Source organism: Nonomuraea sp. NPDC003707 (assembly GCF_053587055.1).
Genome location: NZ_JBSFNK010000011.1, coordinates 197,779 through 224,742, shown reverse-complemented (window position 1 = coordinate 224,742; position 26,964 = coordinate 197,779). Strand labels below are relative to the sequence as shown.

23 protein-coding genes and 1 pseudogene are annotated in these 26,964 nt (G+C 72.4%); 8 read left to right on the top strand and 16 right to left on the bottom strand.

Features of this window, described 5'->3' with window-relative positions:
* Positions 1 to 33: 33 nt before the first annotated feature.
* Genes ACWDRB_RS28900 through ACWDRB_RS28885 form a run of 4 tightly spaced genes read left to right on the top strand, consistent with a single transcriptional unit; the run spans position 34 to position 4,139 of the window.
* Entirely contained in the window at positions 34 to 1,350 is a 1,317-nt protein-coding gene (locus ACWDRB_RS28900; protein ID WP_449898775.1) for an ABC transporter substrate-binding protein, read from the top strand.
* The gene (locus tag ACWDRB_RS28895; protein WP_449898773.1) at positions 1,347 to 2,231 is read left to right on the top strand and encodes a carbohydrate ABC transporter permease; all 885 of its coding nucleotides are present in this window, start codon (positions 1,347 to 1,349) and stop codon (positions 2,229 to 2,231) included. The genes ACWDRB_RS28900 and ACWDRB_RS28895 overlap by 4 nt, the downstream gene beginning before the upstream one ends.
* Positions 2,231 to 3,088 (top strand): carbohydrate ABC transporter permease, encoded by an 858-nt coding sequence (locus ACWDRB_RS28890; protein ID WP_350735199.1) that lies wholly within the window; start codon positions 2,231 to 2,233, stop codon positions 3,086 to 3,088. Before ACWDRB_RS28895 ends, ACWDRB_RS28890 begins: the two co-directional genes overlap by 1 nt.
* Before the next feature lie 55 nt (positions 3,089 to 3,143).
* Positions 3,144 to 4,139: a LacI family DNA-binding transcriptional regulator gene (locus tag ACWDRB_RS28885; RefSeq protein WP_350735203.1), complete on the top strand. Its 996-nt coding sequence runs from the start codon at positions 3,144 to 3,146 to the stop codon at positions 4,137 to 4,139.
* Positions 4,140 to 4,175: 36 nt separating this feature from the next.
* Here the strand turns inward: ACWDRB_RS28885 and ACWDRB_RS28880 are convergent, their stop codons facing one another.
* Positions 4,176 to 5,582, bottom strand: coding sequence for an APC family permease (locus tag ACWDRB_RS28880; RefSeq protein WP_449898768.1), 1,407 nt, complete (start codon positions 5,580 to 5,582; stop codon positions 4,176 to 4,178).
* A 62-nt stretch (positions 5,583 to 5,644) separates the two neighbouring features.
* Between ACWDRB_RS28880 and ACWDRB_RS28875 the strand changes: the two genes are divergently transcribed.
* The 3 genes from ACWDRB_RS28875 to ACWDRB_RS28865 are packed head-to-tail and all read left to right on the top strand — an operon-like array spanning position 5,645 to position 8,239.
* The gene (locus ACWDRB_RS28875; protein WP_449898765.1) at positions 5,645 to 6,292 is read left to right on the top strand and encodes a nitroreductase family protein; all 648 of its coding nucleotides are present in this window, start codon (positions 5,645 to 5,647) and stop codon (positions 6,290 to 6,292) included.
* A 36-nt stretch (positions 6,293 to 6,328) separates the two neighbouring features.
* Complete coding sequence (locus ACWDRB_RS28870; protein WP_449898763.1) at positions 6,329 to 7,354, top strand: hypothetical protein; 1,026 nt, start codon at positions 6,329 to 6,331, stop codon at positions 7,352 to 7,354.
* 54 nt (positions 7,355 to 7,408) lie between these two features.
* Entirely contained in the window at positions 7,409 to 8,239 is an 831-nt protein-coding gene (locus ACWDRB_RS28865; protein WP_350735210.1) for an SAM-dependent methyltransferase, read from the top strand.
* On the opposite strand, the gene ACWDRB_RS28860 is transcribed toward ACWDRB_RS28865, so the two are convergent.
* On the bottom strand, positions 8,236 to 9,621 hold the full coding sequence (locus ACWDRB_RS28860; RefSeq protein WP_449898761.1) for a GH1 family beta-glucosidase: 1,386 nt from the start codon (positions 9,619 to 9,621) through the stop codon (positions 8,236 to 8,238). The genes ACWDRB_RS28865 and ACWDRB_RS28860 overlap by 4 nt on opposite strands.
* A 140-nt stretch (positions 9,622 to 9,761) precedes the next feature.
* On the opposite strand from ACWDRB_RS28860, the pseudogene ACWDRB_RS28855 reads away from it, so the two are divergent.
* Positions 9,762 to 10,663 (top strand): annotated as a pseudogene (locus ACWDRB_RS28855) (RNA-guided endonuclease InsQ/TnpB family protein); the annotation flags it as partial.
* A gap of 33 nt (positions 10,664 to 10,696) precedes the next feature.
* On the opposite strand, the gene ACWDRB_RS28850 reads toward ACWDRB_RS28855, so the two are convergent.
* The 14 genes from ACWDRB_RS28850 to ACWDRB_RS28785 all read right to left on the bottom strand — a co-directional run bounded on the left by ACWDRB_RS28850 (position 10,697) and on the right by ACWDRB_RS28785 (position 26,947).
* Entirely contained in the window at positions 10,697 to 12,700 is a 2,004-nt protein-coding gene (locus ACWDRB_RS28850; RefSeq protein ID WP_449898759.1) for a beta-galactosidase, read from the bottom strand.
* Positions 12,697 to 13,728: a LacI family DNA-binding transcriptional regulator gene (locus ACWDRB_RS28845; RefSeq protein WP_449898757.1), complete on the bottom strand. Its 1,032-nt coding sequence runs from the start codon at positions 13,726 to 13,728 to the stop codon at positions 12,697 to 12,699. The genes ACWDRB_RS28850 and ACWDRB_RS28845 overlap by 4 nt, the downstream gene beginning before the upstream one ends.
* Before the next feature lie 163 nt (positions 13,729 to 13,891).
* The gene (locus ACWDRB_RS28840; RefSeq protein ID WP_449898754.1) at positions 13,892 to 14,893 is read right to left on the bottom strand and encodes a LacI family DNA-binding transcriptional regulator; all 1,002 of its coding nucleotides are present in this window, start codon (positions 14,891 to 14,893) and stop codon (positions 13,892 to 13,894) included.
* Entirely contained in the window at positions 14,890 to 15,996 is a 1,107-nt protein-coding gene (locus tag ACWDRB_RS28835) for a Gfo/Idh/MocA family protein (protein ID WP_449898752.1), read from the bottom strand. Before ACWDRB_RS28835 ends, ACWDRB_RS28840 begins: the two co-directional genes overlap by 4 nt.
* A 43-nt stretch (positions 15,997 to 16,039) precedes the next feature.
* The gene (locus ACWDRB_RS28830) at positions 16,040 to 16,888 is read right to left on the bottom strand and encodes an amidohydrolase family protein (protein ID WP_449898750.1); all 849 of its coding nucleotides are present in this window, start codon (positions 16,886 to 16,888) and stop codon (positions 16,040 to 16,042) included.
* Positions 16,889 to 16,928: 40 nt separating this feature from the next.
* A complete protein-coding gene (locus ACWDRB_RS28825; RefSeq protein WP_449898747.1) occupies positions 16,929 to 17,390 on the bottom strand; it encodes a VOC family protein in 462 nt (153 codons plus the stop codon).
* Complete coding sequence (locus ACWDRB_RS28820) at positions 17,387 to 18,583, bottom strand: ABC transporter permease (RefSeq protein WP_449898745.1); 1,197 nt, start codon at positions 18,581 to 18,583, stop codon at positions 17,387 to 17,389. Before ACWDRB_RS28820 ends, ACWDRB_RS28825 begins: the two co-directional genes overlap by 4 nt.
* Positions 18,570 to 20,117: a sugar ABC transporter ATP-binding protein gene (locus ACWDRB_RS28815; RefSeq protein ID WP_449898742.1), complete on the bottom strand. Its 1,548-nt coding sequence runs from the start codon at positions 20,115 to 20,117 to the stop codon at positions 18,570 to 18,572. The genes ACWDRB_RS28820 and ACWDRB_RS28815 overlap by 14 nt, the downstream gene beginning before the upstream one ends.
* Positions 20,099 to 21,067 carry a sugar ABC transporter substrate-binding protein gene (locus tag ACWDRB_RS28810; protein WP_449898740.1) on the bottom strand — a complete coding sequence of 323 codons (969 nt, stop codon included), beginning with the start codon at positions 21,065 to 21,067 and terminating at the stop codon, positions 20,099 to 20,101. Before ACWDRB_RS28810 ends, ACWDRB_RS28815 begins: the two co-directional genes overlap by 19 nt.
* Positions 21,064 to 22,047, bottom strand: coding sequence for an alpha-ketoacid dehydrogenase subunit beta (locus ACWDRB_RS28805; RefSeq protein WP_449898738.1), 984 nt, complete (start codon positions 22,045 to 22,047; stop codon positions 21,064 to 21,066). Before ACWDRB_RS28805 ends, ACWDRB_RS28810 begins: the two co-directional genes overlap by 4 nt.
* Complete coding sequence (locus ACWDRB_RS28800; RefSeq protein WP_355200747.1) at positions 22,040 to 22,987, bottom strand: thiamine pyrophosphate-dependent dehydrogenase E1 component subunit alpha; 948 nt, start codon at positions 22,985 to 22,987, stop codon at positions 22,040 to 22,042. Before ACWDRB_RS28800 ends, ACWDRB_RS28805 begins: the two co-directional genes overlap by 8 nt.
* Entirely contained in the window at positions 22,980 to 24,320 is a 1,341-nt protein-coding gene (locus ACWDRB_RS28795; RefSeq protein ID WP_355200749.1) for a class-II fumarase/aspartase family protein, read from the bottom strand. Before ACWDRB_RS28795 ends, ACWDRB_RS28800 begins: the two co-directional genes overlap by 8 nt.
* Before the next feature lie 2 nt (positions 24,321 to 24,322).
* Positions 24,323 to 25,081 carry an SDR family NAD(P)-dependent oxidoreductase gene (locus ACWDRB_RS28790; RefSeq protein WP_449898734.1) on the bottom strand — a complete coding sequence of 253 codons (759 nt, stop codon included), beginning with the start codon at positions 25,079 to 25,081 and terminating at the stop codon, positions 24,323 to 24,325.
* 87 nt (positions 25,082 to 25,168) lie between these two features.
* A complete protein-coding gene (locus ACWDRB_RS28785; RefSeq protein WP_449898732.1) occupies positions 25,169 to 26,947 on the bottom strand; it encodes an aldehyde ferredoxin oxidoreductase C-terminal domain-containing protein in 1,779 nt (592 codons plus the stop codon).
* Positions 26,948 to 26,964 lie beyond the last annotated feature (17 nt).

Below are 26,964 nucleotides of genomic sequence, written 5' to 3'. Positions count from 1 at the left end.
TGTGCACGTTCACAGAACTTTCTGGAGGTACGCATGCGCGCCAACCGCCTCGGAGCCGCCCTGGCCGTCGTGCTCACGGCTGCTCTCGCGAGCTGCGGGTCCAGCGAACCCGCCCGAAGCACCGAGGCGGCGCAGAGCCCCACGGCCGCCGCCAAGGGACCGGTCAAGCTGACGTACTGGACCTGGGCCCCCAACATGGACAAGATCGCCGCCGTCTGGAACCAGTCGCACCCGGACATCCAGGTCACGGTCAGCAAGCAGGCGGGCGGTGACGACGCGGCCGCCAAGTTCCTCACCGCGGCCAAGGCCGGCAACCCGCCGGACCTGGTGCAGGCCGAGTACCAGCACCTTCCCTCGTTCGTCGCCGCCGACGCGGTGGCCGACATCAAGGCCGAGACGGCCTCGATCAAGGGCGAGTTCGCCGAGGGTCTGTGGGGCCTGGTCACGCTCGGCACGGAGGGCGTGTACGGGATCCCGCAGGACAGCGGCCCGATGATGCTCTTCTACCGCAAGGACCTTTTCGACAAGTACGGCATCGCGGTCCCCAAGACCTGGCAGGAGTACGCCGACGCCGCGCGCACCGTGCACAGGAAGGACCCGAAGGTGTACCTGGGCACGTTCTCCAGCAAGGATCCGGGAGCGTTCACGGGCCTGGCCCAGCAGGCCGGGGCCCAGTGGTGGTCGATCAGCGGCGAGTCCTGGAAGGTCGGCATCGCCGACGAGCCCACCAAGAAGGTCGCCGACTACTGGGGCGGCCTGGTCAAGGAGGGCGTCATCGACGACATGCCGTTCTTCACCCCCGAGTGGAACAAGGCGCTCAACGACGGCAAGCTGCTGACCTGGCCGTCGGCGGTCTGGGCGCCGGGCGTGCTGGCGAGCAACGCGCCCAAGGCCAAGGGCAAGTGGGCCGCCGCGCCGCTGCCGCAGTGGAACGCGGGCGAGAACTTCAGCGGCTTCTGGGGCGGTTCGTCCACGGCTGTGTCCGCCAAGACACCGAACAGGGACGCCGCCGCCCAGTTCGCCACCTGGATGAACACCGACCCCGCAGCCCTGGACCTGCTGGTCAAGGAGGCCGCCATCTACCCGGCCGCCACCAAGGCCCAGTCGTCGCTCGGCCAGGCGCCCGACTACTTCTCCAACCAGCCCGACTTCTGGCAGCAGGCCGCCGCCGTCTCCGCCGTCGCCCGCGGCTTCACCTTCGGCCCGAACGTCGGCGTGACGTACAACGCCTTCAAGGACAACTTCGACAAGGCCGTGCAGAACAAGTCATCGTTCTCCGACGCGATCCAGGGCATGCAGGACGCGACCGTCGCCGACATGCGCAAGTCCGGATTCCAGATCGCCTCATGAAGAAGTCCGGGAGGGGGGCGTGGCCGTACCTGTTCCTGACCCCCGCGATCGTGCTGTTCACGCTCTTCCTCGCGGTCCCCATCGGGTACACCGTCTGGCTGGCGACGCGCCGTACCAAGGTGTCCGGGCTCGGGCTGGGCAGGGGCGCGCGGAAGGAGATCTTCGTCGGCTTCGACAACTTCTCCGCCGCCCTGTCCGACTCCGAGCTGTGGCACGGCTGGCTGCGCGTGCTCGGCTACGGCGCGCTGGTGCTGGTCGTGATGCTGGGGCTGGCCCTGCTGTTCGCGCTGCTGCTGGACTCGGCGCGGGTACGGCTGGCCCGGTTCTCGCGGATCGCGATCTTCCTGCCGTACGCGGTGCCGGGCGTGGCCGCCACGCTGCTGTGGGGCTTCCTCTACCTGCCCTCGCTCAGCCCCATCAGGGACGTCCTGGACATCGACTTCCTCGGCGCGAGCACCGTCACGTTCTCCATGGCGAACGTGGCGGTGTGGGGCGGGACCGGCTTCAACATGCTCGTGCTCTACACCACGCTCCGGGCGATCCCGCGCGACCTGTACGAGGCCGCGCGGCTGGACGGCGCGTCCGAGCTCCAGATCGCCCTGCGGGTGAAGATCCCGATCCTCACCCCGGCGATCATCCTGACCACCGTCTTCTCGATCATCGCGACCATCCAGGTGTTCACCGAGCCCACCGCGCTGCGGCCGCTGACCAACACGATCAGCTCCACGTGGAGCCCGCTCATGAAGGTCTACCGCGACGCCTTCGTCACCGGCGACCTGTACTCGGCAGCCGCCACCTCGATCGTCATCGCGGCGATCTCGCTCGTCATGTCGTTCGGGTTCCTGCGCGTGGTCCGCAACCGCGCCTTCGGGGAGGGCTGATGGCCACGACACACCGCGCGACGGTCGCGCGCACGCCGTGGGGGGTGGCCCCGACCGGGCTGCTCCTGCTCGGCGCGATCTACTGCCTGTTCCCGGTGCTCTGGGTGTTGATCGCGGCGACCAAGTCGCCGGGCGAGCTGTTCACCACCTCGACGCTGGCCTTCGGGACCGGGTTCGCCGACAACGTGACCGAGCTGTTCGCCTACCGGGACGGGGTGTTCTGGCTGTGGGCGGCCAACACGCTGCTGTACGCGGGCGGCGGCGCGCTGCTCTCGACCGCGGTCTCGGCGATCTCGGGGTACGCGCTGGCGAAGTTCCGCTTCCCCGGCCGCGACCTCATCTTCAACCTGCTCATCGGCGGCATCCTCGTGCCGGCCGTGGTGCTGGCGATCCCGCAGTACCTGCTGTTCTCCAAGGTCGGGCTGGCCGACACCTACTGGGCCGTCCTGCTGCCGCAGATCCTGCACCCGTACAGCATCTATCTGGCCCGCATCTACGCCACGGCGGCCATCCCCGACTCGCTGCTGGAGGCGGGACGGATCGACGGGGCCACCGAGTGGCGGCTGATGTACCGGGTGGCCCTGCCGCTGATGGTGCCGGGCATGGTGACGATCTTCCTGTTCCAGTTCGTGGCCATCTGGAACAACTTCCTGCTGCCGTTCATCATGCTCGGCGACGACGGCAAGTTCCCGCTCACGGTGGGCCTGTTCACGCTGCTGGAGTCGGGGGCGAACCAGCCCTCGCTCTACAACCTGATCCTCACCGGGGCCTTCCTGTCGCTCGTCCCCTTGATCGCGCTCTTCCTCACGATGCAGCGATACTGGAAGACCGACCTGTCCTCCGGAGCCGTGAAATGAAGCGCCCTACGATGCAGCGATACTGGAAGACCGACCTGTCCTCCGGAGCCGTGAAATGAAGCGCCCTACGATCCATGACGTCGCCGCCGCCGCGGGAGTGTCCCGCGGCACGGTGTCCCGGCTGCTCAACGGCGACAAGTACGTCAGCCCGGCGGCACGCGTGGCCATCGAGCGGGCCATCTCGGAGACCGGCTACGTGGTCAACCGGGCCGCCCGCAGCCTCGTCACCCAGCGCACCGGATCGATCGTGATGGTGCTGTCGGAGCCGCACGAGAAGCTGTTCGAGGACCCCAACTACAGCACGACCATCCGGGTCGCCATCAGGATGCTGGCCGAGCGGGACCTGTCGCTGGTGATGATGCTGGCCGGCGACGAGGGCGACCGCGAGCGGGTGGTCCGCTACGTCCGGGGCGGCCACGCCGACGGGGTGCTGCTGATGTCGACGCACGCCGGCGACCCGTTCATCGACGCGCTGCGTTCGGGTCCGCCCGCTGTCTCCTGCGGCGCCGTCATCGGCAGCGAGGGCGTCATCCCGTACGCCGCCGCCGACGAGCGCCTGGGCGGCCGCCAGATGACCGAATACTTCGTGAACCAGGGCCGCAGGCGCATCGCCATGATCACCGGCCCGATGGACACCCCCGGCGGCATCCAGCGCCTGGAGGGCTTCGCCGACGTGCTGGGCCGCAAGGCGACGAAGAAGCTGATCGCGCACGGGGACTGGACGCAGGCCAGCGGCGAGCGGGCGATGACCGAGCTGCTGGCCCGCACCCCCGACATCGACGCCGTCTTCGTGGCCTCCGACCTGATGGCCGCCGGCGCCCTGGCCGCCCTGCGGGCGGCGGGCCGCCGGGTGCCGGACGACGTGGCGGTGGGCGGCTTCGACGACTCGTCGGTGGCCCTCTCGACGCACCCGCCGCTGACCACGATCCGCCAGCCGCTGGCGGAGGTGGCGCAGGAGACCGTACGCCTGCTGCTCGCGCTCATCGACGGCGCCGAGCACGTGGATCCCGTGGTACTGCCCACGGAGCTGGTGATCCGCGAGTCGGCCTGATCCGGTGAGCCGCCGGGCGCGTGCCGGGCGGCCCGGTCAGCCGGCGTTCGCGTTCTCCTTCCTGCGGGCGTACCAGGTGAGCACCCAGAGGACCAGGCCGAGCGCGAGCAGCACGCCCGCGATCTCGTACTGGCCGGAGGGACGTCCGGAGGACCACGGCAGGACCAGGTACACGCACGTGATCGCGCCCACCACGGGCAGGACGCGCCCCGCGCTGAAGTGCTCGGTCGCCGCGTGTTCCCTGCGCAGGACGAGAACGGACACGTTGACCAGCGCGAAGACCGCCAGCAGGAGCAGCGAGGTCGTCCCGCCCAGCAACGACACGACCGGGCTGTCGGGACTCAGCGAGACGAACGTGATCAGCCCGAGGGCGATCACGGTGGTGAACACGATCGCCGCCTGCGGTGTGCGCCGCCCCGGGTGCACCTTGGCCAGGAAGGGCGGCAGCACGCCCTGCTTGCCCATGCCGTAGAGCAGCCGGCTGGCCATCAGCATGTTGATCAACGCGGAGTTCGCCACGGCGAACATCGAGATGAACGGCAGCAGATCGGAGATCGGGAAGCCGGGGGCCGCGGTCTGCACCACCGTCGCGAGCGGGGTCTCGCTCTCGGAGAGCTGTCCGACGGGGACCACGGCGACGGCGCAGATGGACACGAGCACGTAGATCAACCCGGTGATCCCGAGCCCGGTGAACATCATGCGAGGGAAGATCCGGGCCGGATTCTTGGTCTCCTCCGCCATGTTGACCGAGTCCTCGAACCCGACCATGGCGAAGAAGGCCAGCGACGTGGCCGTGCTGACCGCCAGGAACACGCTCTTGTCTGAGGCGGTCTCGAAGGTGACGACGCGGGAGAAGTCGGCGTTCCCGCCGAGGATGAAGTACAGGCTGACCAGGATGACGATCAGCAGACCCGAGAGCTCGACCGCGGTGAGCAGGACGTTGATCTTGACGCTCTCGCCGACGCCGCGGAGGTTGACGGCCAGGACCAGGAGCATGAACGCCAGCGCGATCAGCAGGATGACGCCGTTGCCGACGTCCAGGCCGAAGCCGGTGGCGAGGTTGGCGGCGAAGGCCCGGGACGCCGCCGAGGCAGAGGTGATGCCGGAGCACATCACCGCGAAGCACACCAGGAAGGTCAGGAGGTGCTTGCCGAAGGCCTTGTGCACGTACAGCGCGGCTCCCGCGGCCTGCGGGTATTTCGTCACCAGCTCCAGGTACGAGCACGCGGTGATCAACGCGACGGCGAAGGCGATGGCGAACGGCAGCCAGGCGGCGCCACCCACCTCGCCGGCGATCTCGCCGGTCAGCGCGTAGATCCCGGTGCCGAGAATGTCGCCGACGATGAACAGCAGCAACAGGCCGGGGCCCATCACCTGCTTCAGACTCGGCTCGTCGGCGCCGCTGGTCTCCTCGGCTGGACTGGGGGGTCTGGTTTGGGACATGTGTTAGTCCTTCTCGCTGGGAGCCGCGGGGAAACCGTGATCGCGGGGGGCATGATGGCCGTATGACGATCGAACTGAGCCCGGACGAGCTGCTCACCACCACGCGCAGCGTGCGCAAGCGTCTCGACCTCACCCGCCCCGTCCCCCTGGAGCTCGTGCGCGAGTGCCTCGAGGTCGCGCTCCAGGCGCCCAGCGGCGGCAACCGGCAGGGGTGGCACTGGATGGTGGTGACCGATCCCGAGCTGCGCAAGGCGATCGGCGGCTACTACGAGCGTTCGCACCAGGCGTACTTCGAGTCCGGCTCCTCCGCGCGGGCGCTGTTCCAGGACGACCCGGTCCGGGCGGCGCAGCAGCGGCGGGTTGGTGACAGCTCGCTGTACCTGGCCGAGCACATGGGGGACGTGCCCGTGCTGGTGATCGGGTGCATCACGGTGTCGGGCGACGGGCTGCCCCAGGGGAACCAGGCCGGGCTGTGGGGGTCGCTGCTGCCCGCCGCGTGGAGCTACATGCTGGCCGCCCGCGCCCGCGGGCTGGGCACGGCGTGGACGACGCTGCACCTGGCGTACGAGAGCGAGATCGCCGAGCTGCTCGGCATCCCCGGCGACGTCCGCCAGGGCGTGCTCATCCCGACCGCCTACTTCCTCGGCGAGACGTTCGCCCCGGCGAAGCGGCAGTCGCTCGACGAAGTGCTTCACGTCGATCGCTGGTAGGCGCACAGTAGGAGGATCCGGGAGAAGGAGGCACTCGTGATCCTGCCGACGTCGCTGGTCGGGAGCTACCCGCAGCCGGAGTGGCTGATCGACCGGGCCAGGCTCGCCGGGCGGTTCCCGCCGCGGGTACGGGCCAGGGAGCTGTGGCGGATCCCGCCCGAGCATCTGGCCCAGGCCCAGGCCGACGCCACCGAGCTGGCGATCAGGGCCCAGGAACGCGCCGGGCTCGACATCCTCACCGACGGCGAGATGCGCCGCGAGAGCTACTCCAACCACTTCGCCACCGCCCTGGAGGGCGTCGACCTCGACAACCCGGGCACGGCGCTCGACCGCAGCGGCCACCCGAACCCGGTCCCGCGCATCGTCGGCCCGATCCGCCGCCCGGCCCCCGTCCAGGTGGGCGACCTGCGGTTCCTGCGCGCGCGCACCGATCGCCCGGTCAAGATGACGGTGCCGGGGCCGTTCACCATGAGCCAGCAGGCGCAGAACGACCACTACCCGGACGCCGAGGCCGCCGCGATGGACTACGCGGCGGCGGTCAACGCCGAGATCCGCGACCTGTTCGCCGCCGGGGCCGACATCGTGCAGATCGACGAGCCGTACATGCAGGCCAGGCCCGAGGCCGCGCGCGCCTACGGGCTGGCCGCGCTCAACGCCGCGCTCGACGGCGTCACCGGCACGACGGCGGTGCACATCTGCTTCGGGTACGCCGCCATCATCCACGAGCGGCCGGAGGCGTACTCGTTCCTGCCCGAGCTGGCCGGATGCCCGGTGCGGCAGGTGTCGATCGAGACCGCGCAGTCGGGGCTGGACCTCGGCGTGCTGTCCGATCTCAAGGACAAGACGGTCATCCTCGGGGTGATCGACCTGTCCACGCCGGAGGTCGAGCCGGTCGAGGTGGTGGCCGGGCGGGTGCGCAGGGCGTTCGGCCACGTGCCGCCCGATCGGATCGTCATCGCGACCGACTGCGGGATGAAATATCTGCCGCGCGAGTCGGCCGAGGGCAAGATGCGGGCGATGGCCGGAGCCGCTCGCCTGTTGCGTCACGAAATATCGGCATAAATCGGGGTTGCCAATTAGGATCATGGCTCCACCCATCCGACCAAGGAGCCGACAGTGCCCGAGAGCGAGCAGGAGCGCGCGCCTCGCGGGATCGACACCGGCAAGCCCAGTGTCTCCCGCGTCTATGACTACATGCTCGGCGGCAAGGACAATTACGAGATCGACCGCCAGGTGGCGGCGGCCGCTCTCAAGGTCGCGCCCGACGCGCCCGAGGCGGCCATGGCCAACCGGGAGTTCCTGCGGCGCACGGTCCACTTCCTGGCGGCCGAGGCGGGCATCCGCCAGTTCCTGGACATCGGCTCCGGCCTGCCGACACAGGGCAACGTCCACGAGATCGCCCAGGCGGTGGCGCCGCAGTCACGGGTGGTCTACGTGGACCACGACCCGATCGTGCTCGTCCACGGCCGCGCCCTGCTCGCCGTGGACGCCAGCACCACGATCGTCGAGGCCGACGCCCGCGAGCCGGGGAAGATCCTCGACGACCCGAAGACGCGCTCGCTGATCGACTTCAGCGAGCCGGTCGGGCTGCTGATGTTCGGGATCCTGCACCACCTGGGCGACGACGAGGACCCGGCCGGCGTCGCGGCCGCGCTCATCGGGCCGCTCGCCCCGGGCAGCCACGTGGTGATCTCGCACTTCCACAACCCGGGCGAGGAACACCCCGAGGTGTCGAAGCAGGCGTACGAGGCGGAGCGGATCTTCAACGACCACCTCGGCACCGGTCGGTGGCGCACCCGCGAGGAGATCCTCGCCTACTTCGACGGTCTCGAACTGCTGGAGCCCGGCCTGGTGCCGCTGCCCGAGTGGCGCCCGGGCCCCGACGACCGCGCCACGCCGGGCATCACGTACCACACCTTCGTCGGAGGCGTCGCCCGCAAGCCTTAGGCGGGCAGTTTTCCGGTGGCGACCACGTCGCGGTACCAGTGGGCGCTGTCCTTCCAGGTGCGCTCGAGCGTGTCCGGGTCCACCCGCACGATCCCGAACCGCTTGGCGTACCCGTGCGCCCACTCGAAGTTGTCCATCAGCGACCACACGAAGTATCCACGTACGTCGGCCCCCGCCGAGATCGCCTCGGCCACGGCGGACAGGTGACGGTGCAGGTAGTCGACGCGCCGCTCGTCCCGGATCCGCCCGTCGGGGTCGACGACGTCGGCGAAGGCCGCGCCGTTCTCGGTGATCATCGTGGGCATGGACGGGTAGTCGCGGTGCAGCCGCAGCAGCAGCTCGGTCAGGCCGGTCTCGTCGATGTTCCAGCCCATCTCGGTGTACGGGCCAGGCTGGGAGACGAACTCGACGTCGTCGCAGGCGATCCACGGCGACGCGGCCCCGTCCTGGTGCCCGTCGGCGGTCGCCCGCTCGGAGGATCCGTCCCACTGGCGGACCAGCGTCGGGTTGTAGTAGTTGACCCCAAGCACGTCCAGCGGCTGGCACGCGGTGGCCTCGTCGCCGTCGCGCACGAACGACCAGTCGGTCACGGCGGCGGTGTCGGCGATGAGGTCGCGCGGGTAGGCGCCCTCCAGCATGGGGCCGAGGAAGGCCCGGTTGGCCAGCGCGTCCGCGCGGCGTACGGCGTCGGCGTCCTGGTCGGACACGCCGCGCACGTGGTGCAGGTTGAGCGTGACCGACATCTGGGCGGCCGGGTCGACGACCGCGCGCAGCGCCTGGACGGCCAGGCCGTGGCCGAGGTTGAGGTGGTGGACGGCGGCCAGGGCGGCGGCGGGCTCGGTCCTGGCGGGGGCGTGCACGCCGGAGGCGTAGCCGAGGTAGGCCGAGCACCACGGCTCGTTCAGGGTGATCCAGGTGCGGACGCGGTCGCCGAGCGTGCGGCCCATGAGGTCGGCGTACTCGGCGAAGCGGTGGGCGGTGTCGCGGTTCGGCCAGCCGCCCGCGTCCTCCAGCTCCTGCGGCAGGTCCCAGTGGTAGAGCGTGGCGACGGGGGCGATGCCGCGGGTGAGCAGCCCGTCCACCAGCCGCGAGTAGAAGTCCAGGCCCGGCTGGTTGGCCCGGCCGCCCGGCTGCACGCGCGGCCAGGAGATCGAGAACCGGTACGCGCCCACGCCCAGGCCGGCGAGGATGTCCAGATCCTCCTCCAGCCGGTGGTAGTGGTCGCAGGCCACGTCACCGGTGTCGCCGCCCGTCACCAGTCCCGGGGTGTGGGAGAAGGTGTCCCAGATCGACGGGCCGCGGCCGTCCTCGTTCCAGGCGCCCTCGACCTGGTAGGCGGCGGTGGCGGTGCCCCACAGGAAGTTCTCGGGGAAGGTGGTCATTCAAACTCCTTTATGGATGCTCAGGCTTTCAAACCAGAGAGAAAAGGCACACCTGCATAGCGAGGCAGGAATGGTGGTTCGCCGTCAGGCGGACCGCCGTCTACGACAATCGAGCAGCACTTGGCTGGTCTTCCTGCAAGCGCAGGGCGAAGTATCCGACCTTCAAGAGCAGGAAGAAGGCGCGCGCGAGCGCGGAGTACACCCGTTCGGCGTTTCGCTGGCGTGAGGGCCGACTCTTTCTGGCGAAGATGGACGCGCCGCTGACCATCGTGTGGTCGCGTCCGCTGCCCGAGGAGGCCGAGCCGTCCACGGTCACGGTGTCGAGGGACGCGGCCGGGCGGTGGTTCGTGTCCATCCTCCTCGAGGAGAAGGTCTCGCCGCTGCCGCCGGTCGAGGCGTCGGTGGGCGTGGACGCGGGCATCATGGCGCTGGCCATGCTCTCGACCGGTGAGAAGATCGTCAACCCGCGTCACGAGCGTGCCGATGGGCGCAGGCTGGCCCGTGCTCAGCGATCGCTGGCCCGTAAGGAGAAGGGATCGCGCAACCGGGCCAGGGCCCGGCTGCGCGTGGCGAAGGTGTACGCGCGGATCGCCGACCGGCGCCGGGATCATCTGCACAAGGTGACCACACGGCTTGTTCGCGAGAACCAAGTGATCGCCGTGAAGGACCTGACGGTCCGCAACATGGTCAAGAACCGCTCGCTGGCCCGCGCCATCTCGGATGCGGCCTGGCGGGACATGCGGATGATGCTGGAGTACAAGGCGGCTTGGTACGGGCGCACGCTGGTGGCGGTGGATCGCTGGTTCCCCTCTTCCAAGCTGTGTTCGGCCTGCGGGACTCTGCAAGGAGCGATGCCGCTGAACGTCCGGGAGTGGACCTGCGGCTGCGGCGCGGTCCACGACCGTGACGTCAACGCCGCACGCAACGTGCTCGCCGCCGGGCTGGCGGAGAGCTGAAACGCCTGTGGAGCTGGTGTAAGACCTCAACGAGAGTCCTCTCGGGCGGGCGACCGGCAGTGAAGCAGGAAAGCCGACCGGCGACGGTTGGAATTCCCCTCGTTTACGAGGGGAGGAGGTCAATCCGCTCCTTGAACGAGGGCCGCGACCGCCTGCGGCGCCAGCGTGACGTGGCAGTCCGCGGGGTCGCCGGCGGCCGATCCGGTCAGCAGGTCGGTGGCCGGGTGGGGAAGCGGCACGCGCGCCGCCTCCGGGCCGTGGTTGAGCAGGAACAGCACCTCGCCGCGGCGCACCGCCTCGACACCGGGCGGCAGGTCCGGCAGGACTCCCCGCACGCCCGCGTCGGCCAGCGCTCGCGCGGCCAGCTCGCCGAGCGCGTCCGGCTCGGGCATCGTCGCCACGTACCAGGCGACCCCCTGCCCGGCCCGGTGCCGCAACAGCGCAGGCCCGCCCCCGGCGAACTCGGCCACCGTCTCTGCCCCCTCCGCGGTGACCAGCTCGGTCCAGGCGTGCGCCGTGAACTCCGCCCCGGAGACCCACCGGCAGCGCACCGGGCCGTCCACGGGCCGCCATTCCTCGCCGGACGCGCCGAGCACCTCGCGCAGCGGCGCGGGGAACCGTCCGGTACGCACATGCGCCCGCTCGTCCACGATCCCCGAGAACGGGCCCACGACCAGGACCCCGCCCCCGCGCACGTAGGCGGTCACGGCCGCGGCGTCCTCGTCACGGAGCAGGAACAGGTTCGGCACCACGACCAGGGCGTAGCCGCGCAGGTCGGCCGACGGGGGCACCAGGTCCACGGTCACGCCGCGCTCCCAGAACGGCAGGTAGTAGCCGAAGAGCTGGTCGGTCGCGTTCAGGCGGTCGCTGGGCCGGCCGCGCTCCTCCAGCGCCCACCAGCTCGCCCAGTCGAACACCATCGCCACCCGCGCGGGCACCGGCTGCCCCGCCACGGACGCCAGCTCGCGCAGCTCCCGGCCGTGCGCGCGGACCTCGGCGTGCAGGCGGGTGTCCGGTCCCGCGTGCGGGAGCATCGCGGAGTGGAAGCGCTCGGCGCCGAACCGGGAGGCCCGCCACTGGAAGTAGCACAGCCCGTCCGCGCCGCGGGCGAGCGCCTGCAGCGACTCCAGCCGAAGCCGGCCGGGTGGTTTGGGCGGGTTGTGCGGGCGCCAGTTGACCGCGCCGGCGGCCTGCTCCATCAGCAGCCACGGCCTGCCCTTGGCCAGGCCGCGCATGAGGTCGTGGGTGAGCGCCGTGCGGGCGGGCGCGAGCGGGTCCGACGGGTCGGGGTAGTGGTCGTTGGAGACGATGTCCTCCTCGTCCGCCCACGACCAGTAGTCGACCGGCTTGAACAGGCCCATGAAGTTGGTGGTGACCGGGATGCCGGGGGTTCTGGCGCGCAGGAGGTCGCGTTCGGCGCGGAAGTGGGCGAGCAGCGCGTCGGAGCCGAAACGCCAGAAGTCGAGCTGCTGGGAGGGGTTGATGATGTAAGGGGCGCGGCGCGGGGTGAGGATCTCGGCCCAGTCGCTGTAGCGCTGGCTCCAGAACGTGGTGCCCCACGCCTCGTTGAGCGCGTCCAGGTCGCCGTAGCGCTCCCGCAGCCAGGCGCGGAACGCCTCGGCGGAGTCGTCGCAGTGGCAGACCTGGCCGTACTCGTTGCCCACGTGCCACAGCGCCAGGGCCGGGTGGCCCGCGTACCGGTCGGCCAGGTCGCTCACGATCGCCAGCGCCCGCTCCCGGTAGACGGGGGACGACGGGCAGAACTGGTTGCGCGAGCCGTACCAGAGGCGGTGCCCGGCCTCGTCGACCGGCAGGGTCTGCGGCCACCGGTGCCCCAGCCACGGGGGAGGCGAGGCGGTGGGGGTGGCCAGGTCCACCGCGATCCCGGCCTCGCCCATGAGGTCGAGCACCCGGTCCAGCCAGGCGAAGTCCCGCTTGCCCGGCTCCGGCTCGATGCGCGCCCAGCTGAAGACGCCGACTGTGACGAGGTTGACCCCGGCGGCCCGCATCAGCTCGGCGTCCTCGGCCCACACGTGCTCGGGCCACTGTTCGGGGTTGTAGTCGCCGCCGAACAGCAGCCCGCGCCCGGCGGTGAGCGTGTGCGTGCCCAGTCGTCCCGTCACGATCCGGTCCTTTCGCCTTCGCGGGGTGGTGCGGAGCTGTCGCCGACGACGAGGCGGCAGGGCAGCAGCCGCTGCGCGGGCGGCCCGTCGCCCTCCAGCCGGTCGATGAGCATGCGGGCGCCGAGGCCGCCCAGCTCGGCGCTCGGCGGCTCCAGCGTGGTGAGCCTGGGGTGGAACATCTCGGCGACTCGCGCCGACGACAGCACCAGCAGCAAGGTCAGGTCCTCGGGGATCCGCCAGCCGCGCGCCGCCACGGCCGCGATCACCCCGACCGCCGCGTGGTCGTCCATCACCGCCAGCGCCGTCGTGTCGGGATGCGCGGCGACCAGCCGCTCGAACGCCTGCCTGCCCTCGTCGGCCGAGCCGGGCCGGAAGTCGTCGACGTAGCCGATCCCGGCCGCGCGGGCGGCCTCGGCGAACTCCGCTCCGGCCCGGATCGCGGGCCCGTACCGCGCCGCGTGCCGGTCGGCCGAGAGGTTGAAGAAGGCCAGCTTGCGGTGCCCGAGCCCGGCCACGTGCGCCACGGCGGCCGCGGCCGTGGCCGCGAAGTCGATGTCGGCGTAGTCGATCGAGCCCGGGTCGCGGGTCCGCCCGATCATGCTGAACGGCACGCCCGCCTCCAGGAGGTACTCCGTGCGCTCGTCGTCCAGCCCGACCTCCATCAGCAGCACGCCGTCCACCAGCCCGAGCCCCGTGATGTGGCGCAGCTCCTCGACCGGCTCGGCGTGCTCGGGGGAGAGCAGCAGGTGGTAGCCCAGCTCGCGGGCCGCCTCCGCGGCGCCGGTGGCGAACTGCATCTCGGTCAGCCCGAAACCGCTGCGCGGGGTGGGGTACAGCAGGGCCAGGATGCGGGTGCGCTTGCTCTGCAGGCCGCGGGCCAGCAGGCTCGGGCGGTATCCCAGCTCGGCCGCCGCCTGCTCGATCCGCCGCCGGGTGTCCGCCGCCACGGGGCGGGTGCCGTTGAGCGCGGCGGACACGGTGCTCACCGCGACCCGCGCCCGCTCCGCCACGTCACGTATCGAAGACATGCCACTGCCGATCCGCTGGGGTCGAAACGTTTCGCACAACGTAGGACGCGGTTTGCGGGGCTGTCAATGGGGTGGAATCGGTCGTCCTAAATCACGGGCCCGCGCGCAGGGCGTCGCACGCCTCCCGGCGGGCCCGTGACGGATCTTCGTGACGCCTGACGGCTCAGGGCGGGGGAGCCGTGGACCGGCGCTGGATCAGCTCGATCGGCCCGGCCAGCACCTCCGCCACCGTGTCGTCCGGCTTCAGGCTGGCCAGCAGGGTCACGCCGCGGCGGCCCAGCTCGCCCAGCGGCATGCGCACCGTCGTGAGCGCGGGATTGAGGTAGCCGGCCAGCTCCAGATCGTGCACGGCGACGATCGAGACGTCCCGCGGGATCTCCAGCCCGGCCGCGCGCACGCCCTCCATCGCCCCGATGGCCGAGGCCACGTTGGCGACGAACACCGCCGTCGGCCGCTCGGGGGCGGCCAGCAGCCGGGCCATCGCCGCCGCCCCGCCCGCCGGCGTGTAGTCGGCCGCCACGATCGGCCCCTCCGGCAGCCCGGCCTCGCGCATCGCCGCCGAGTAGCCCGCCGACCTGCGCGTGGCCGTGTCGGCGCGCGCCGGGCCCGCCAGGTGGGCGATGCGTCGGTGGCCCAGGCGTACGAGGTGCTCCACCGCCAGGGCGGCGGCCCGCGCGTCGTCCAGGATGACGTAGCGCTTGAGGCTCCTGCTGCGGTTGTTGAGCATGAGCCACGGGATGGCGGACCGGTCGAGCTGCGCGATGAGCCCCGACTCGTCGCCGGTCCCGGCCAGCAGCAGGCCGTCGATGCGGCCCTGCCCGATCCGGTCCATGTAGTCGCCCAGCGCCGCGCCCGACGCGCTGCCGGTGACCAGCACGTAGCCCTGCGAGGCGGCCTCCGCCTCCGCGCCCTTGATGATCTCCGCGTAGACCGGGTTGGCGAAGTCGGGGATGAACAGCCCGAACATGTGCGCCCGTGACGTGCGCAGGCTCCGCGCGGCCACGTTGGGCCGGTAGCCGAGCTCCTCGACCGCCGCCAGCACCCGCTCCCGCGTCTCGGGCCGGATGTTGAGCGTGGGGTCCTTGTTGACGACGCGGGAGACGACCGCCCGGTCGACCTTGGCGACGGCGGCGACGTCGGCCAGCGTGACCCGGGAACGCTTCATGACGACGATCCTTCCCTGTCCGCCGGGCGGCAGCGCACGCTCTCGCCGGTGTCCATCGAGCGGTAGAGCGCGTCGAGCAGGCGCAGCGTGCCGAGGTTGTCGGCGCCGGAGGTCTCCGGCTCGCCGCCCTCCGCGACGGCCCGCAACAGCGAGCCCATCGGCCCGGCCACCGCGTCCGGCAGCCACCGCCCGGTCACCGGGTACGGCAGCCAGCCGTCCGTCGGCAGCGCCCGGCTGTGCACGGCCAGGGTGTCGGGGCGGCCGTGCGGATAGTCGTACAGCAGGCCGAGCGTGCCCTTGATCGCGCCTTGCGTGCCGTCGAGGCGGAAGGACGCCTCCTGGTCGCCGGCGCGGTTCTCGTGCGTGACGTGCACCAGCGCCCGCAGGTCGCCCGGGTACACCAGCGTGCTCATCGTGCGCGTCTCGCCCTTGGCGAGCTGGCCCGGCGTGCGGCTGCCGGTGCAGAAGACCAGCTCGGGGTCGCCCAGGATCGAGCGGATCGCGTCCAGGTAGTGGATGGAGTGGTAGACGATCTCCAGCCGGTCGGTGGTGACCAGCCAGCCCCAGGCGCTCCAGTCGGTGAGGATGTTCACGGTGAACGTCATCGCCGTCGGCTCGCCGATCCAGCCCGCGCGCACCATGGCCCGGGCGGCGGCGATGCCCTCGTCGAAGCGGAGCTGCTGGTTGACCGCGACCTTCAGGCCGCTGGCCGCCGCCAGGTCGACGATGCCCCGGCCGGTCGCCACGTCGGGCGCGAACGGCTTCTGGCACATCAGGTGCTTGCCCGCCGCCAGCGCCGCCCGCGCGATGCCGGGCTGCGCGCCGGGCGCGACGGCGATGTCCACCACGGCCACGCGCTCGTCGGCCAGCAGCTCCTCCAGCGAGCCGTACGTCCTGGGCACCCCGTGCCGCCGGGCCACCTCGGCGGCGCGATCGGCGTCGAGGTCGTACAGGCCGGTCACCTCCAGCCCGGCCTGCCGGTAGGCGGGCAGGTGGGCCACGTCCACGATGGCCCCGGCGCCGACGACGGCGACGGGCAGGCGGTGCGCGGCCGGGATGGACAGGTCGGCCGCGGCGGAGATGGGCGCGAACACGTCGATCACGCGGCGGCCTCCCGGGCGAGCAGGCCGGGGATGTGGCGGCGGGTCATGGCGCCTCCTGGAGGCTGTAGAAGCGGGTGGCGGTGCCGCCGAGTACGGCCGCGCGGTCGGCGGGCGGGAGCCCCGACAGCAGGACGTTCGTCTCCCGCCACACCTTCGCGTAGTCGCCGGCGAGCAGCGCCACCGGCCAGTCGCTGCCGAACATCAGCCGCTCGGGGCCGAACGCCTCCAGCGCGTGCTCCACGTAGGGCCGCAGGTCCCCGGCCGTCCACGTGGCGGCGTCGGCCGCCGTGTTCAGGCCGGACACCTTGGCGTACACGCCCGGGCACTCGGCCGCGCGGGCGAGCAGGGACGCCCACGGCTCCCAGCCCTTCTCCCCGATCGGCGGCTTGGCCAGGTGGTCGATCACCATCCGCAGCCCGGGCACCCGCTCGGCCAGCACCGGCACGTGCTCCAGGTGCCGCGGCAGCACCGCCACCACGTCGAACGGCAGCCCGGCCGCGGCCAGCAGCCCGAGCCCTTCGATCACCGGGTCCTGGAGCACCCAGTCGGGGTCGGGTTCGTCGTGGATGAGATGCCGCACACCCGCGAACCTGGGATGCCGCCGGTACCGCTCCAGCGCTTCGGCCGCCTCGCCGGGCCGGTGCAGCGGCACCCAGCCCACCACCGCGCCGATGAAGTCGTGCGCGTCGGCCTGCGCGAGCATGGCGTCGGTGTCGGCGTAGGAGTCCATCGACTGCACCAGCACCGTGCGGCCGACCCCGGCCGCCGCGAGCTGGGGGATGAGCTCCGCCGGCTCGAACGTGCGGTGGATCGGCCCGTGCTCGGGCGTCAGCCACGGGTACGAGCCCGTCTCCAGGTTCCAGAAGTGCTGGTGGGCGTCGACGACGGTCATCCAGCCTCCTCACGTGATCAATCGTTTGAGCGTGCACATATTAGGGGTTATCCGGCGGTTGTACGAGCTCCAAGGTGATGTCGTCGGGGTCGAGGAAATAGCAGGCGTAGCCGCCCCGGTTCACCCCCGCGGTGATCGCCTCGGGCGGGTTGACGAAGCGCACCCCGGCCGCCGCCAGCCGGGTGTGCTCGGCCGGGGCGTCCTCGACGGTGAGCGCCAGGTGCGCGGCGCCCGGCAGGTGGCGGGCCGGGTCGCGCGGGGCGCCCTTCGGCCGTACGTACTCGACCAGCTCCAGGTCGTGCGTGGAGACGCCGCGGGGCTGGCCGGGCACGGCGAGCTGGGCCACGCGCAGCACGGCGTCGGGGTAGCCGACGAGCCGGCGGGTGTAGTCGTTGTCCTGCTCCTGCCGGTGCACCAGCGCGAACCCGAGCAGGTCGCGGTAGAACTCCACGGACCTGTCGAGGTCGGAGACCGTGAAGGAGAAGTGCCAGACGCCTCTCATCGCAGCGCCTCCTGTCTGAGGGTCGGCCGCGGTTTCGGGTCGCGCACGCGGCGCACCTGTCTCTGCCTGCCCGCCACGGTGTAGATGGCGGCGGCCACCACCACGACCGTTCCCACGATGACGCCCTGGTAGTTGGCGCCCAGGTTGACCACGTTGAAGCCGTTGTCCAGGGTGAACAGGATCAGCGCCCCCACCACGGACTTCAGCACGCTGCCCAGGCCGCCGAACAGCGAGGTGCCGCCGAGGATGGCCGCCGCGAGCACGGTCAGCTCGGTGCCCTGCAGGCCCGTCGGGTTGATGGCCAGCAGCTTGGCGGCGAACAGCACGCCGACGAAGCCGGAGCCGAGCCCGTTCAGGAGGAAGGCGCCGATCTTGTAGCGGTTGACGTTGATGCCGGACAGGCGGGCCGCCTCGGCGTTGGCGCCCACCGCGTACAGGCGGCGGCCGATCACGGTGTAGCGCAGCACCGCCCAGGTCACCCCGGCGATCACGATCAGATAGTACGTGGGCTTGCTCAGCCGCAGCTCGAACCCGAGCACCGGGCTGAGCGCGACGGCCACCACGCCCGCGATGACGGTCACCACCCCGGCCCGGCCCGACCGGCGCGCCAGCAGGACCACGCCGGCGAGCACGGCCGCCGCCCCGAGGATCGCCAGGACGTGCGGGACCGTCCAGTAACCGGCCTGCAGCGCGATCAGCGAGCGCTGCGCGTCCGGGTCCTCGGCGGTGATCGTGCGGCCGTCGGTCAGGATGAGCACCAGCCCGCGCACCGCCGTCATGGTGCCCAGCGTCACGATGAACGCGTTGATGCCGACGAGCTGCACGATCAGCCCGTTCACCGCCCCGCACACCAGCCCGGCGCCGAGCGCGATCGCCATCGCGGCGGGCAGGCCGAGCGGGGCGACCAGGCTGAGCACGGTCGCGGCCGAGAACGCGGCCACCGAGGCGACCGACAGGTCGAAGTTCCCGCTGATCAGGACCACCGTGGTGAAGACGGCGAGGATCGCGATGAGGGACGACTGGTCGAGGACGTTGATGACGTTCGTCGGCGACAGGTAGGACGGGCGGCCCAGCTGGGCGGTCAGCAGCGTCAGGACGGCGACGATCAGCACGAGCGCGTAGACGACTCCCGCGTTGCCCGGCCTGAGGGCCGCCGCCCACCGGGAGCGCCCGGGGGCCTCAGACGGCATCATGGGCGCCTCCCTCGCCGAATTCGCCACTGAATCCGCCGCTGAATCCGTTCGCCAGCATCAGCAACTCCTCCTCGGATGTCTCGTGTGCCGGTCGTTCGGCGACGATCCGGCCCTCGCGCACGACCAGCACCCGGCTCGCCACCGCGAGGATCTCCTCGAACTCGCTGCTCACGACGACCACCGCGCCGCCGCCGGCGGCGAAGCGGCGGACCAGTTCGAGGAGGTCCGCCTTGGCCCCGACGTCCACCCCGGCGGTGGGCTCGTCGAGCAGGAACACCCGCGCGCCGCCGTACAGCCACTTGCCGAACACGACCTTCTGCGCGTTTCCGCCGGACAGCTCGCCCGGCAGGGCGTCCGGGCCGGGGCAGACGATGCCGAGGTCGGCGATGGCCCGACCGGCCCGCTCGGTCTCGGCGGCCTCGCGCGGGAGCGAGCGACCCGACGACAGGGCCGCCAGGTCGGGCAGCGAGATGTTCTTCCAGATGGGGAACGTGCCCACCAGGCCCTGGGCGCCCCGGTCCTCGGGCACGAGCGCCATGCCGGCGGCCACCGCGGCGCGCGGGCCTCGGCGTACCGGGCGGTCCTCGACCAGCACCTCGCCGTGCGCTCTGGGGTCGGCGCCGTAGAGCGCGTGCAGGATCTCCGAGCGCCCCGAGCCCAGCAGCCCGGCGAGCCCGATCACCTCGCCCGCCCTGACCTCGAACGACACGTCGCGCACGCCCGTCGCCGAGCCGAGCCCGCGGACCGACAGCAGGACGGGGGCGTCCGGCGGCACGGGGGCCGCGCTGCGCCGCTCCACGTCGAGGAGGTCGCGGCCGACGATGACCTGGACGAGCCGGTCCTCGTCGTAGTCGGCGGTCGCGCCCTCGTCCACGACCGTGCCGTCACGCAGCACCGTGACCCGGTCGGTCAGCGACAGCACCTCGTCCAGGAAGTGCGAGACGTACAGGAACGCCGTGCCCTGCGCGGACAGGCGGCGGACCACGTCGAACACCACCTGCCGCTCGCCCTCGGCGAGCGAGGCGGTCGGCTCGTCCATCACGACCAGCTCCGCGCCCGTGGCCAGCGCCTGGAGGACGGCCACCATCTGCCGCTCGCCGATCGCGAGGCCGGCGACCTCCGCGTCCGGGTCGATGGCGTAGCCGACCCGCTCCAGCAGCCGGGCGAACTCCGCGCGCCTCGACCGCGGCAGCCGCCAGGGTCCGGGCGCGCCGAGGAAGACGTTCTCCAGCACGGTGAGGGTGGGGGCGAGCGGGACGTGCTGCATGATCGTCGCCACGCCCGCCTTCCGCGCGGCGCCCGGGGTGCGCCAGACGACCCGCTCGCCCTTCCAGCGCACGTCCCCCGAGGTCGGCGGGTGCGCGCCCGCGATGACCTTGATCATCGTGGACTTCCCCGCGCCGTTGGCCCCGACCAGGCCGTGCACGCTGCCCGCGTGCACGGTGAGGCGGGCGTCCCGCAGCGCGACCGTCCCGTTGGGGAACTCCTTGCCGATGCCCTCCAGCGACAGCAGGCTCACCATTGCGGCGTGCAATCGGCGAGGTTGTCCTTGGTGATGGCCGGGGTGTCGTACGTGACGAAGGCCGCGTCCTGCTTCTTCTCCCCGGTCAGGTGCTTGTAGAGGGTGTCGAGGGCGAGCTTGCCGAGGTCCTCCGGCTTGTAGCAGACGGTGCCGGAGATGGCGCCCGACCGCACGGCGTCGATGCCGAGCTTGCTGCCGCCGATGCCGACGATCTTGGCCTTGGAGCCGGCCGCCGACACCGCCTTGGCGCAGCCCACGGCCATGTCGTCGGACTGGGCGTAGAAGAGCTGGGTGTCGGGGTGGGAGGAGAGCATGTTCTGGCAGGCCGACTGGGCCTTGTCCTGCACCCAGTCGCCCGGCTGGCGGGCCACGACCTCGTACGTGGCGCCCTTGGCCGCGGCCGACGTGGGGAACTCCTGGAAGCGGTTGACCACCTCGGCGAACCCGGCCTGGCCCTCCACGACCGCGAGCTTGCCGCCGCCAGGCACGACGCCGGCCGCGATCTCGCCCGCCTTGCCGCCCGCGGCGTACTCGTCCTGGGTGACCAGCGCCACCAGGCCGGGGTAGACGTCCTTGAGCTTGCGCGCCTTGGGGTCGCCGACCTGGGAGGCCACGGCCACGGTGGGGATGTTCGCGGCCTTGAGCCGGTCGGCCAGCCCCTGGGCGACGCCGGAGTCCACCGGCAGCATGAGCACGCCGTCGGGCTGCTGGGCGATGAGGTCTTGGACGTCGTTGCTCTGCTTGTCGGCCTTGCCCTGCGCGTCCAGCTCGACGATCCGCACGCCGAGCCTGGCGGCCTCCTCCTTGACGCCCTTGCCGATGGCGGCCGGGAAGGGGAAGCTCAGGCCCAGGTTGGAGACGCCGATCGTGTACTCCTTCGTGCCCGTCGCACCGGTGGAACCGCCGCCGCAGGCCGTCGCGCCGGCGATCAGGGCGGCGGCGACGAGGAATGACTTCTTCATGGTGCTCCTGCTTCGGTCAAACGTTTGACTTCGTGAATGATCCGCGTGGCGTCGGGGATCAGGGCCTGCGCGAGGACCGGCGCCGCGGGCATCCGCACGTCGGGCGCGCCGATCCGGATCGGCGGCGCGGCCAGCGCCACCCCGGCGCCCGCGACCCGGGCGACGACCTCGGCGCCGAAGCCGCCGGTGACGTTCGCCTCGTGGACGACGGCCAGCCTGCGGGTGCGGCGCGCGCTCTCGATCACGGCCCCGGTGTCGAACGGGTTGAGCCACGGCGTCTCCAGCACCTCGGCCTCGACCCCCTCGCCGGCCAGGGCCTCGGCCGCCTCGAGCACCCGGTGCGTCATCGCGCCCCAGGTGACGACCGTGACGTCGGAGCCCGCGCGGCGGGTGCGCGCCCCGCCCATCGGCTGGACCGGGCCGTCCGTCCTGACCGGCTCCTTCGGGCCGAAGTACAGCGTGCGGTTCTCGATCACCAGCACCGGGTCGTCGCCGTGCACGGCCGTCACCAGCAGGTCGTAGGCGTCCTGCGGCGTGCTCGGCATGCACACCCGCAACCCCGGCACGTGCAGGAAGAGCGCCTCCAGGCACTGCGAGTGCTGCGCGCACGCGCCCGGCGCGTTGCCCTGCTGGGTGCGGATGGTCAGCGGGGCCCGCAGCCGCCCGCCCGACACGTAGCGGACGTTGGCCGCCTGGTTGACGATCTGGTCCAGCGCCACCAGGGAGAAGTCGGCCCACATGATCTCGACGATCGGGCGGCGGCCGAACATCGCCGCGCCCACCGCGCTGCCGAGGATCGCCGACTCGCTGATCGGGGTGTCGAACACGCGGTCGCCGTACTGCTTGCGCAGGCCCCTGGTCACGCCGAACACGCCGCCGGGCACGGCGACGTCCTCGCCGTACACCAGCGTCTCCGGCAGCTCCTCCATGAGGCGGTGCAGGGCCGCGTTCACGGCCTCGCCGTAGGACAGGTCAGGCATACAGGTGCTCCCTTGCGGTGGCGGGGTCGGCGAGGGGCGCGGCCAGCGCGCGCTCGGCGGCGGAGGCCATCTCGGCCCGCGCCCCGCGCTCCACGGCGTCCAGGTCGGCGGCCGGCACCCCGTCGGCGAGCAGGCCCTCGCGCAGCCGGGCGATCGGCTCGCGCCTGCCGATCCGCTCCAGCTCGCCGGGCTGCCGGTAGGTCTCCGCGTCGCCGATGTAGTGGCCGACCAGGCGCTCGGTCATGCACTCCAGCAGCGTCGGCCCGCCGCCCTCGCGGGCCACCTCCAGCGCGTCGCGCACGTGGAAGCGCACGGCCTCCACGTCGTTGCCGTCGACGCGGTGGCCCGGCATCCCGTACGCGGCGGCGCGGTCGGCCAGGCGCGGGTTGTGCACCATGTCGGCGATCGGGGTCAGCTCGGAGTAGCGGTTGTTCTCGCAGACGAACACCACGGGCAGGGAGAACGCGGCGGCGAAGTTCATCGCCTCGTGCACCGCGCCCTGGTTCATCGCGCCGTCGCCGAAGACGCTCACGGCCACCCGGTTCGAGCCGTCGTGCCGGCCGGCCAGCGCCGCCCCGCACGCGATCGGCGCGCCCGCGCCCACGATCGAGTTCTCGCCGTGGAAGCCGTACTCGGCCGCGGTGAAGTACGCCGAGCCGCCCCGGCCGCCGTTCACGCCGGTCGCCCGGCCCGCCAGCTCGGCGAACAGCGCCTGCGCGGGCACGCCCCTGGCCAGCGCCCAGCCGTGGCCGCGGTAGGTCGCGAACAGCGCGTCGTGCGGCTCCAGCACGTCGCACGCGCCCACCGGGACGGCCTCCTGCCCGATGCACAGATGCACCGAGCCGACGATCGGACCTTCCGCTCGCAGGTCGCGCACCTTCTCCTCGAACGCGCGGATCCGCCACATGGCCAGCAAATCCGCGAGCCTGCGTTCACTCATCACATCTCCAGGCTTCGAGCGCCGCGGCGCAGATCGCCTCGGCGTCGCCGATGTAGGACTCGGGCGGGATGGGCAGCGCGCCCAGGCTCGCCAGATCGTCCGGTCCCGCCACGTCGCGCAGCGCGTCGGCCAGCGCCCGCCCGCGCTCGCGGGCCTCGTGCGCCGCCTTGTAGACCAGGTCGTGCGCCCGTTCCCGGCCCAGCGCCGGGGCCAGCCGCATCATGTACGCCTCCGCCATGATCAGCCCGCCCTCGGCGCCCAGGTTGGCCCGCATGGCCTCCGGGTAGACCCGCAGCCCGGCGGCGACCTCTGCGGCCGTGGCCAGCGCGCCCGCGGCCAGCTCGGCCAGGAGCGGCACCACGTACCACTCGACCTGCCACTCGCCGGCGGCCCGCTCGTGGCCGGCCTCCATCGCGCGGAACAGGCCCGAGCTGAGCGCGCCCGCCGTGCCGGACATGCCGATGACGGCCTCGCAGCCGATCGGGTTGGCCTTCTGCGGCATCGTGGAGGACGCGCCACGGTGGTGTCCGCCCGCCTCGCGCACCTCGCCGACCTCGGTCCTGGACAGGTCCACGACCTCGCGGGCGAAGCGGGCCGCGGTGGCCGCCAGGCTCGCGCAGGTCACGCCGAACTCGGCGACGCCGTCCCTGGCCACGTGCCAGGGGACCTCGGTGGTGCCGAGGCCGAGCACCCCGGCCATGCGCTCGCGCACCTGGCTGGAGCGCTCGCCCATCGCGGCGGACGTGCCGCCCGCGCCGAACAGCGACACGACCCGCACCCGCCGCGCCGCCTCGCCCACCCGGTCGCGCTGGCGCGTCACCTCCGCCAGCAGCACCGCCATCTTCGCCCCGAACGTCGTGGGCACCGCCTGCTGGGCGTGCGTGCGGGCGGCGACGACGGTGCCGGCGTGCTCGGCCACCAGCCGGGCCAGCGCGCCGCCGAACGAGCCGAGCAGCGCCCGTAGGTGGTCGAGGGCCTCGCCCATCTGCAGGGCCAGGCCGGTGTCCATGATGTCCTGCGTGGTCGCGCCGTAGTGGACGCGGCCGTTGGGCCCCTCGGGGAGCGCGGCGGAGATCATCCGTACGAGGGGCAGGATCGGGTAGCCCACGTTGACCGCCTCCGACCAGAGGCGCCGGACGTCGATGTTGGCCGGCACGCAGGCCGCCTCGATGGCCCGCGCGTCGGCCTCGGAGATCACGCCCTCCTCGGCCTGGGCGCGGGCCAGCGCGGCCTCCGTGCGCAGCCAGGCGAGCACGGTCCGCTCGGCGGAGAAGATCTCGGTCATCGCGCCGTCGCCGAACAACTCGGGCAGCAGCTTGAACGTCTGGCGCACGGTCAGTTCATCTCCAGTCCGCCGTCGACGTTGAGAGCCTGGCCCGTCACGAACGACGCCAGGTCGCTGGCCAGGAAGAGCACCGCGGAGGCGACCTCCTCGGGACGTCCGGGGCGGCGCAGCGGGGAGCGCCCGCTGACCTCCTTCAGGTAGCCGGCGCCCGCGTCGGGGCCGAACCGCCGGTCGCGGTCGGCGATGATCTCGTCCCACATGGGGGTGAGGAAGACGCCGGGGCACACGGCGTTCACCCGCACGGGGGCCAGCGCCTCGGCCGCCGACTTCGTCAGGGAGAGCAGGGCCGTCTTGGTGGCGGAGTAGTGGGCGGCGTTGGGGCGGCCCGAGCGGGCGGCCACCGAGGCCAGCGTCACGATCGAGCCGCCGCCCCGCTCGGCCATCCCGCGCCCGACGGCCTGGGTGAGCCAGAACGTGGCGTTGAGGTTGACGTCCACGATCCGCAGCCACTCGCCGGGCTCGATGTCGAGCAGCGGGGTGGTGCGCATGATCCCGGCGCAGTTCACCAGCACGTCGATCCGGTCGCGGGCGCCCGCCAGCGCCGCCGCCTGCGCCGGGTCGGTGAGGTCGGCCGGCCGGGCCTCGGCGCCCAGCTCGGCCGCCGCCTCGCTCAGCCGCGGGCCCTCCAGGTCGGAGAGCACGACGTCCGCTCCGGCGTCGGCCAGCGCGCGGGCGCACGCGAACCCGAGCCCTCCCGCGCCGCCCGTGACGAGCGCCGTCCGCCCGCCCAGGTCGATCGTGACAGCCATCCCCGATGGTCTCCCGTCTCTCGTTCAAACGATTGACCAGACCATAACGCGAACCGCACAAACCGGACAAGAGCGTTTTTCGGGAAATCAGCGCCAGCCGAGCTCCTCGTAGAAGGCGGCCCGGGCGAGCTCGAACGAGGCGCGGTCCAGCACCGCGCCCTCGTGGGGACCCACCGCGACGGGCTCCTCGTGCATCCGGGCCGGCAGCTCGTCGGGACCGCCGCCCTCACGGATCGCGTACGCGCGCATCGCGTCGAGCCGCGCCTGACCGGCCGCCAGCAGGTCGTCCAGGGTGAACTCCCGCCCGAGGACGGCGGTGACCAGGGCGCTCAGGTGGTCGAGGGTCAGCGGGCGGGTGGGGGAGGAGGCGAAGACGCACAGGTTGAGCGCGTCGAGCCCGCTCCACAGCCGCAGCAGCCGGGCGGTGCGCCGGCCCCGCTCGGCGTCGAGCCCGGCGACCGGCGCGGGCTCCGCCCCGATCCGCCGGGCCTCGCTGAAGCTGTAGGCCAGCCCGGCCACGGGGTCGAAGTCGAGGTCGTGCTCCAGCGCGTCGTAGCGCGGCCCGCCGGGGGCGATCGCGTACCCGAGGCCGATGCCCGGCTGGACACGCGGGTCGAAGCAGGGCAGCTCGGCGCCCTTGACGGTCATGGCGTACGGGGCCGCGGCCGGCCCGAGCTTCGCGGCCGCCCGCGCCGCGCCCTCGGCCAGCAGGTCGCCCATCTCGCCCGTACGCCCCGCCACGTCGTCGATCAGCCCGGGCAACGCCGCCGGATCGCCGAACACGGGCCCGCCGGGGAGCAGCCCGCGCTCGGCGCACTCCATGGCGAACGCGAGCGTGCCGCCGAGGGAGACCGGGTCCAGCCCGAGGTCGTTGCAGCGGGCGTTGGCGGCCAGCACGGTGTCGAGGTCGTCGATCCCGAGGTTCCAGCCGAGCGACAGGAACGCCTCCTGCCCCAGCCCGCCGGTCCGCCGCTCGGCGAGCCCCGGTGGCGCGTACACCTTGAGGCAGTCGTTGGGGCAGCCGGGGCAGGCCCCGGTGGTCGCCACCGCGCGCCCGTCGTAGTCGGCCGCGGACGGGACCCGCAGCCCGTGCGCGCCGGTCACCGAGAAGTTGCGCACCGCCGCGTACCCGGGGGCGGGCGGATCGCCCACCCATCCGGCGAACCCGGGCATCCCTGCCTGGATTGCCGCCAGCGGGTTCGTGGCCAGCGAGTCGCGGTAGTAGGCGGCCAGCCCGGCGATCGCGCCGGGGTCGGCGACCTCCGTCGCGCTCTCCGTCGGGGCCTCGCCGACGCACACGACGGCCTTGAGGTTCTTGGCCCCGAAGACCGCGCCGAGCCCGTACCGTCCGGCGGCGTAGGCGTAGTCGGTCACCACGCTCGCGTACCGCACCAAGTTCTCCCCGGCCGGCCCGATCGCGGCCACGTGCGCGCCCTGGCCGTGCCGCGCCCGCAGCGCGTCCGTCGTCGCGGCCGTGCCCAGCCCGCGCAGCTCCGAGGCGTCGTGCAGGGTCACCTGTCCGTCCTGGACGAGCAGGTAGGACGGCCGCGCGGCCCGCCCCGTGACGGACAGCGCCTTGGCGCCCGCCCCGCGCAGGCCCGCCGCGAACGGCCCGAGCGCGTGGGACTCCCCGGCCACCCCCGTCAGCGGCGACTTCGCCAGGAACACCGCCTTGGCCAGCCCCGGCGCCGCCGTCCCGCCCAGCACCCCGGCCGCCACGTACAGCAGCGCCCGCGGATCGTACGGATCGAGCCCGGCGGGCGTGCGCCCGGCCATCAGCCGCAGCCCGAGCACGGACCCGCCGATCTCGCCCGGGTGCTGCTCCTTCTCCACGTTCCCGCTGGTCAGATCCACAATGAACGGCACGGTCAAGCCTCCAGAGC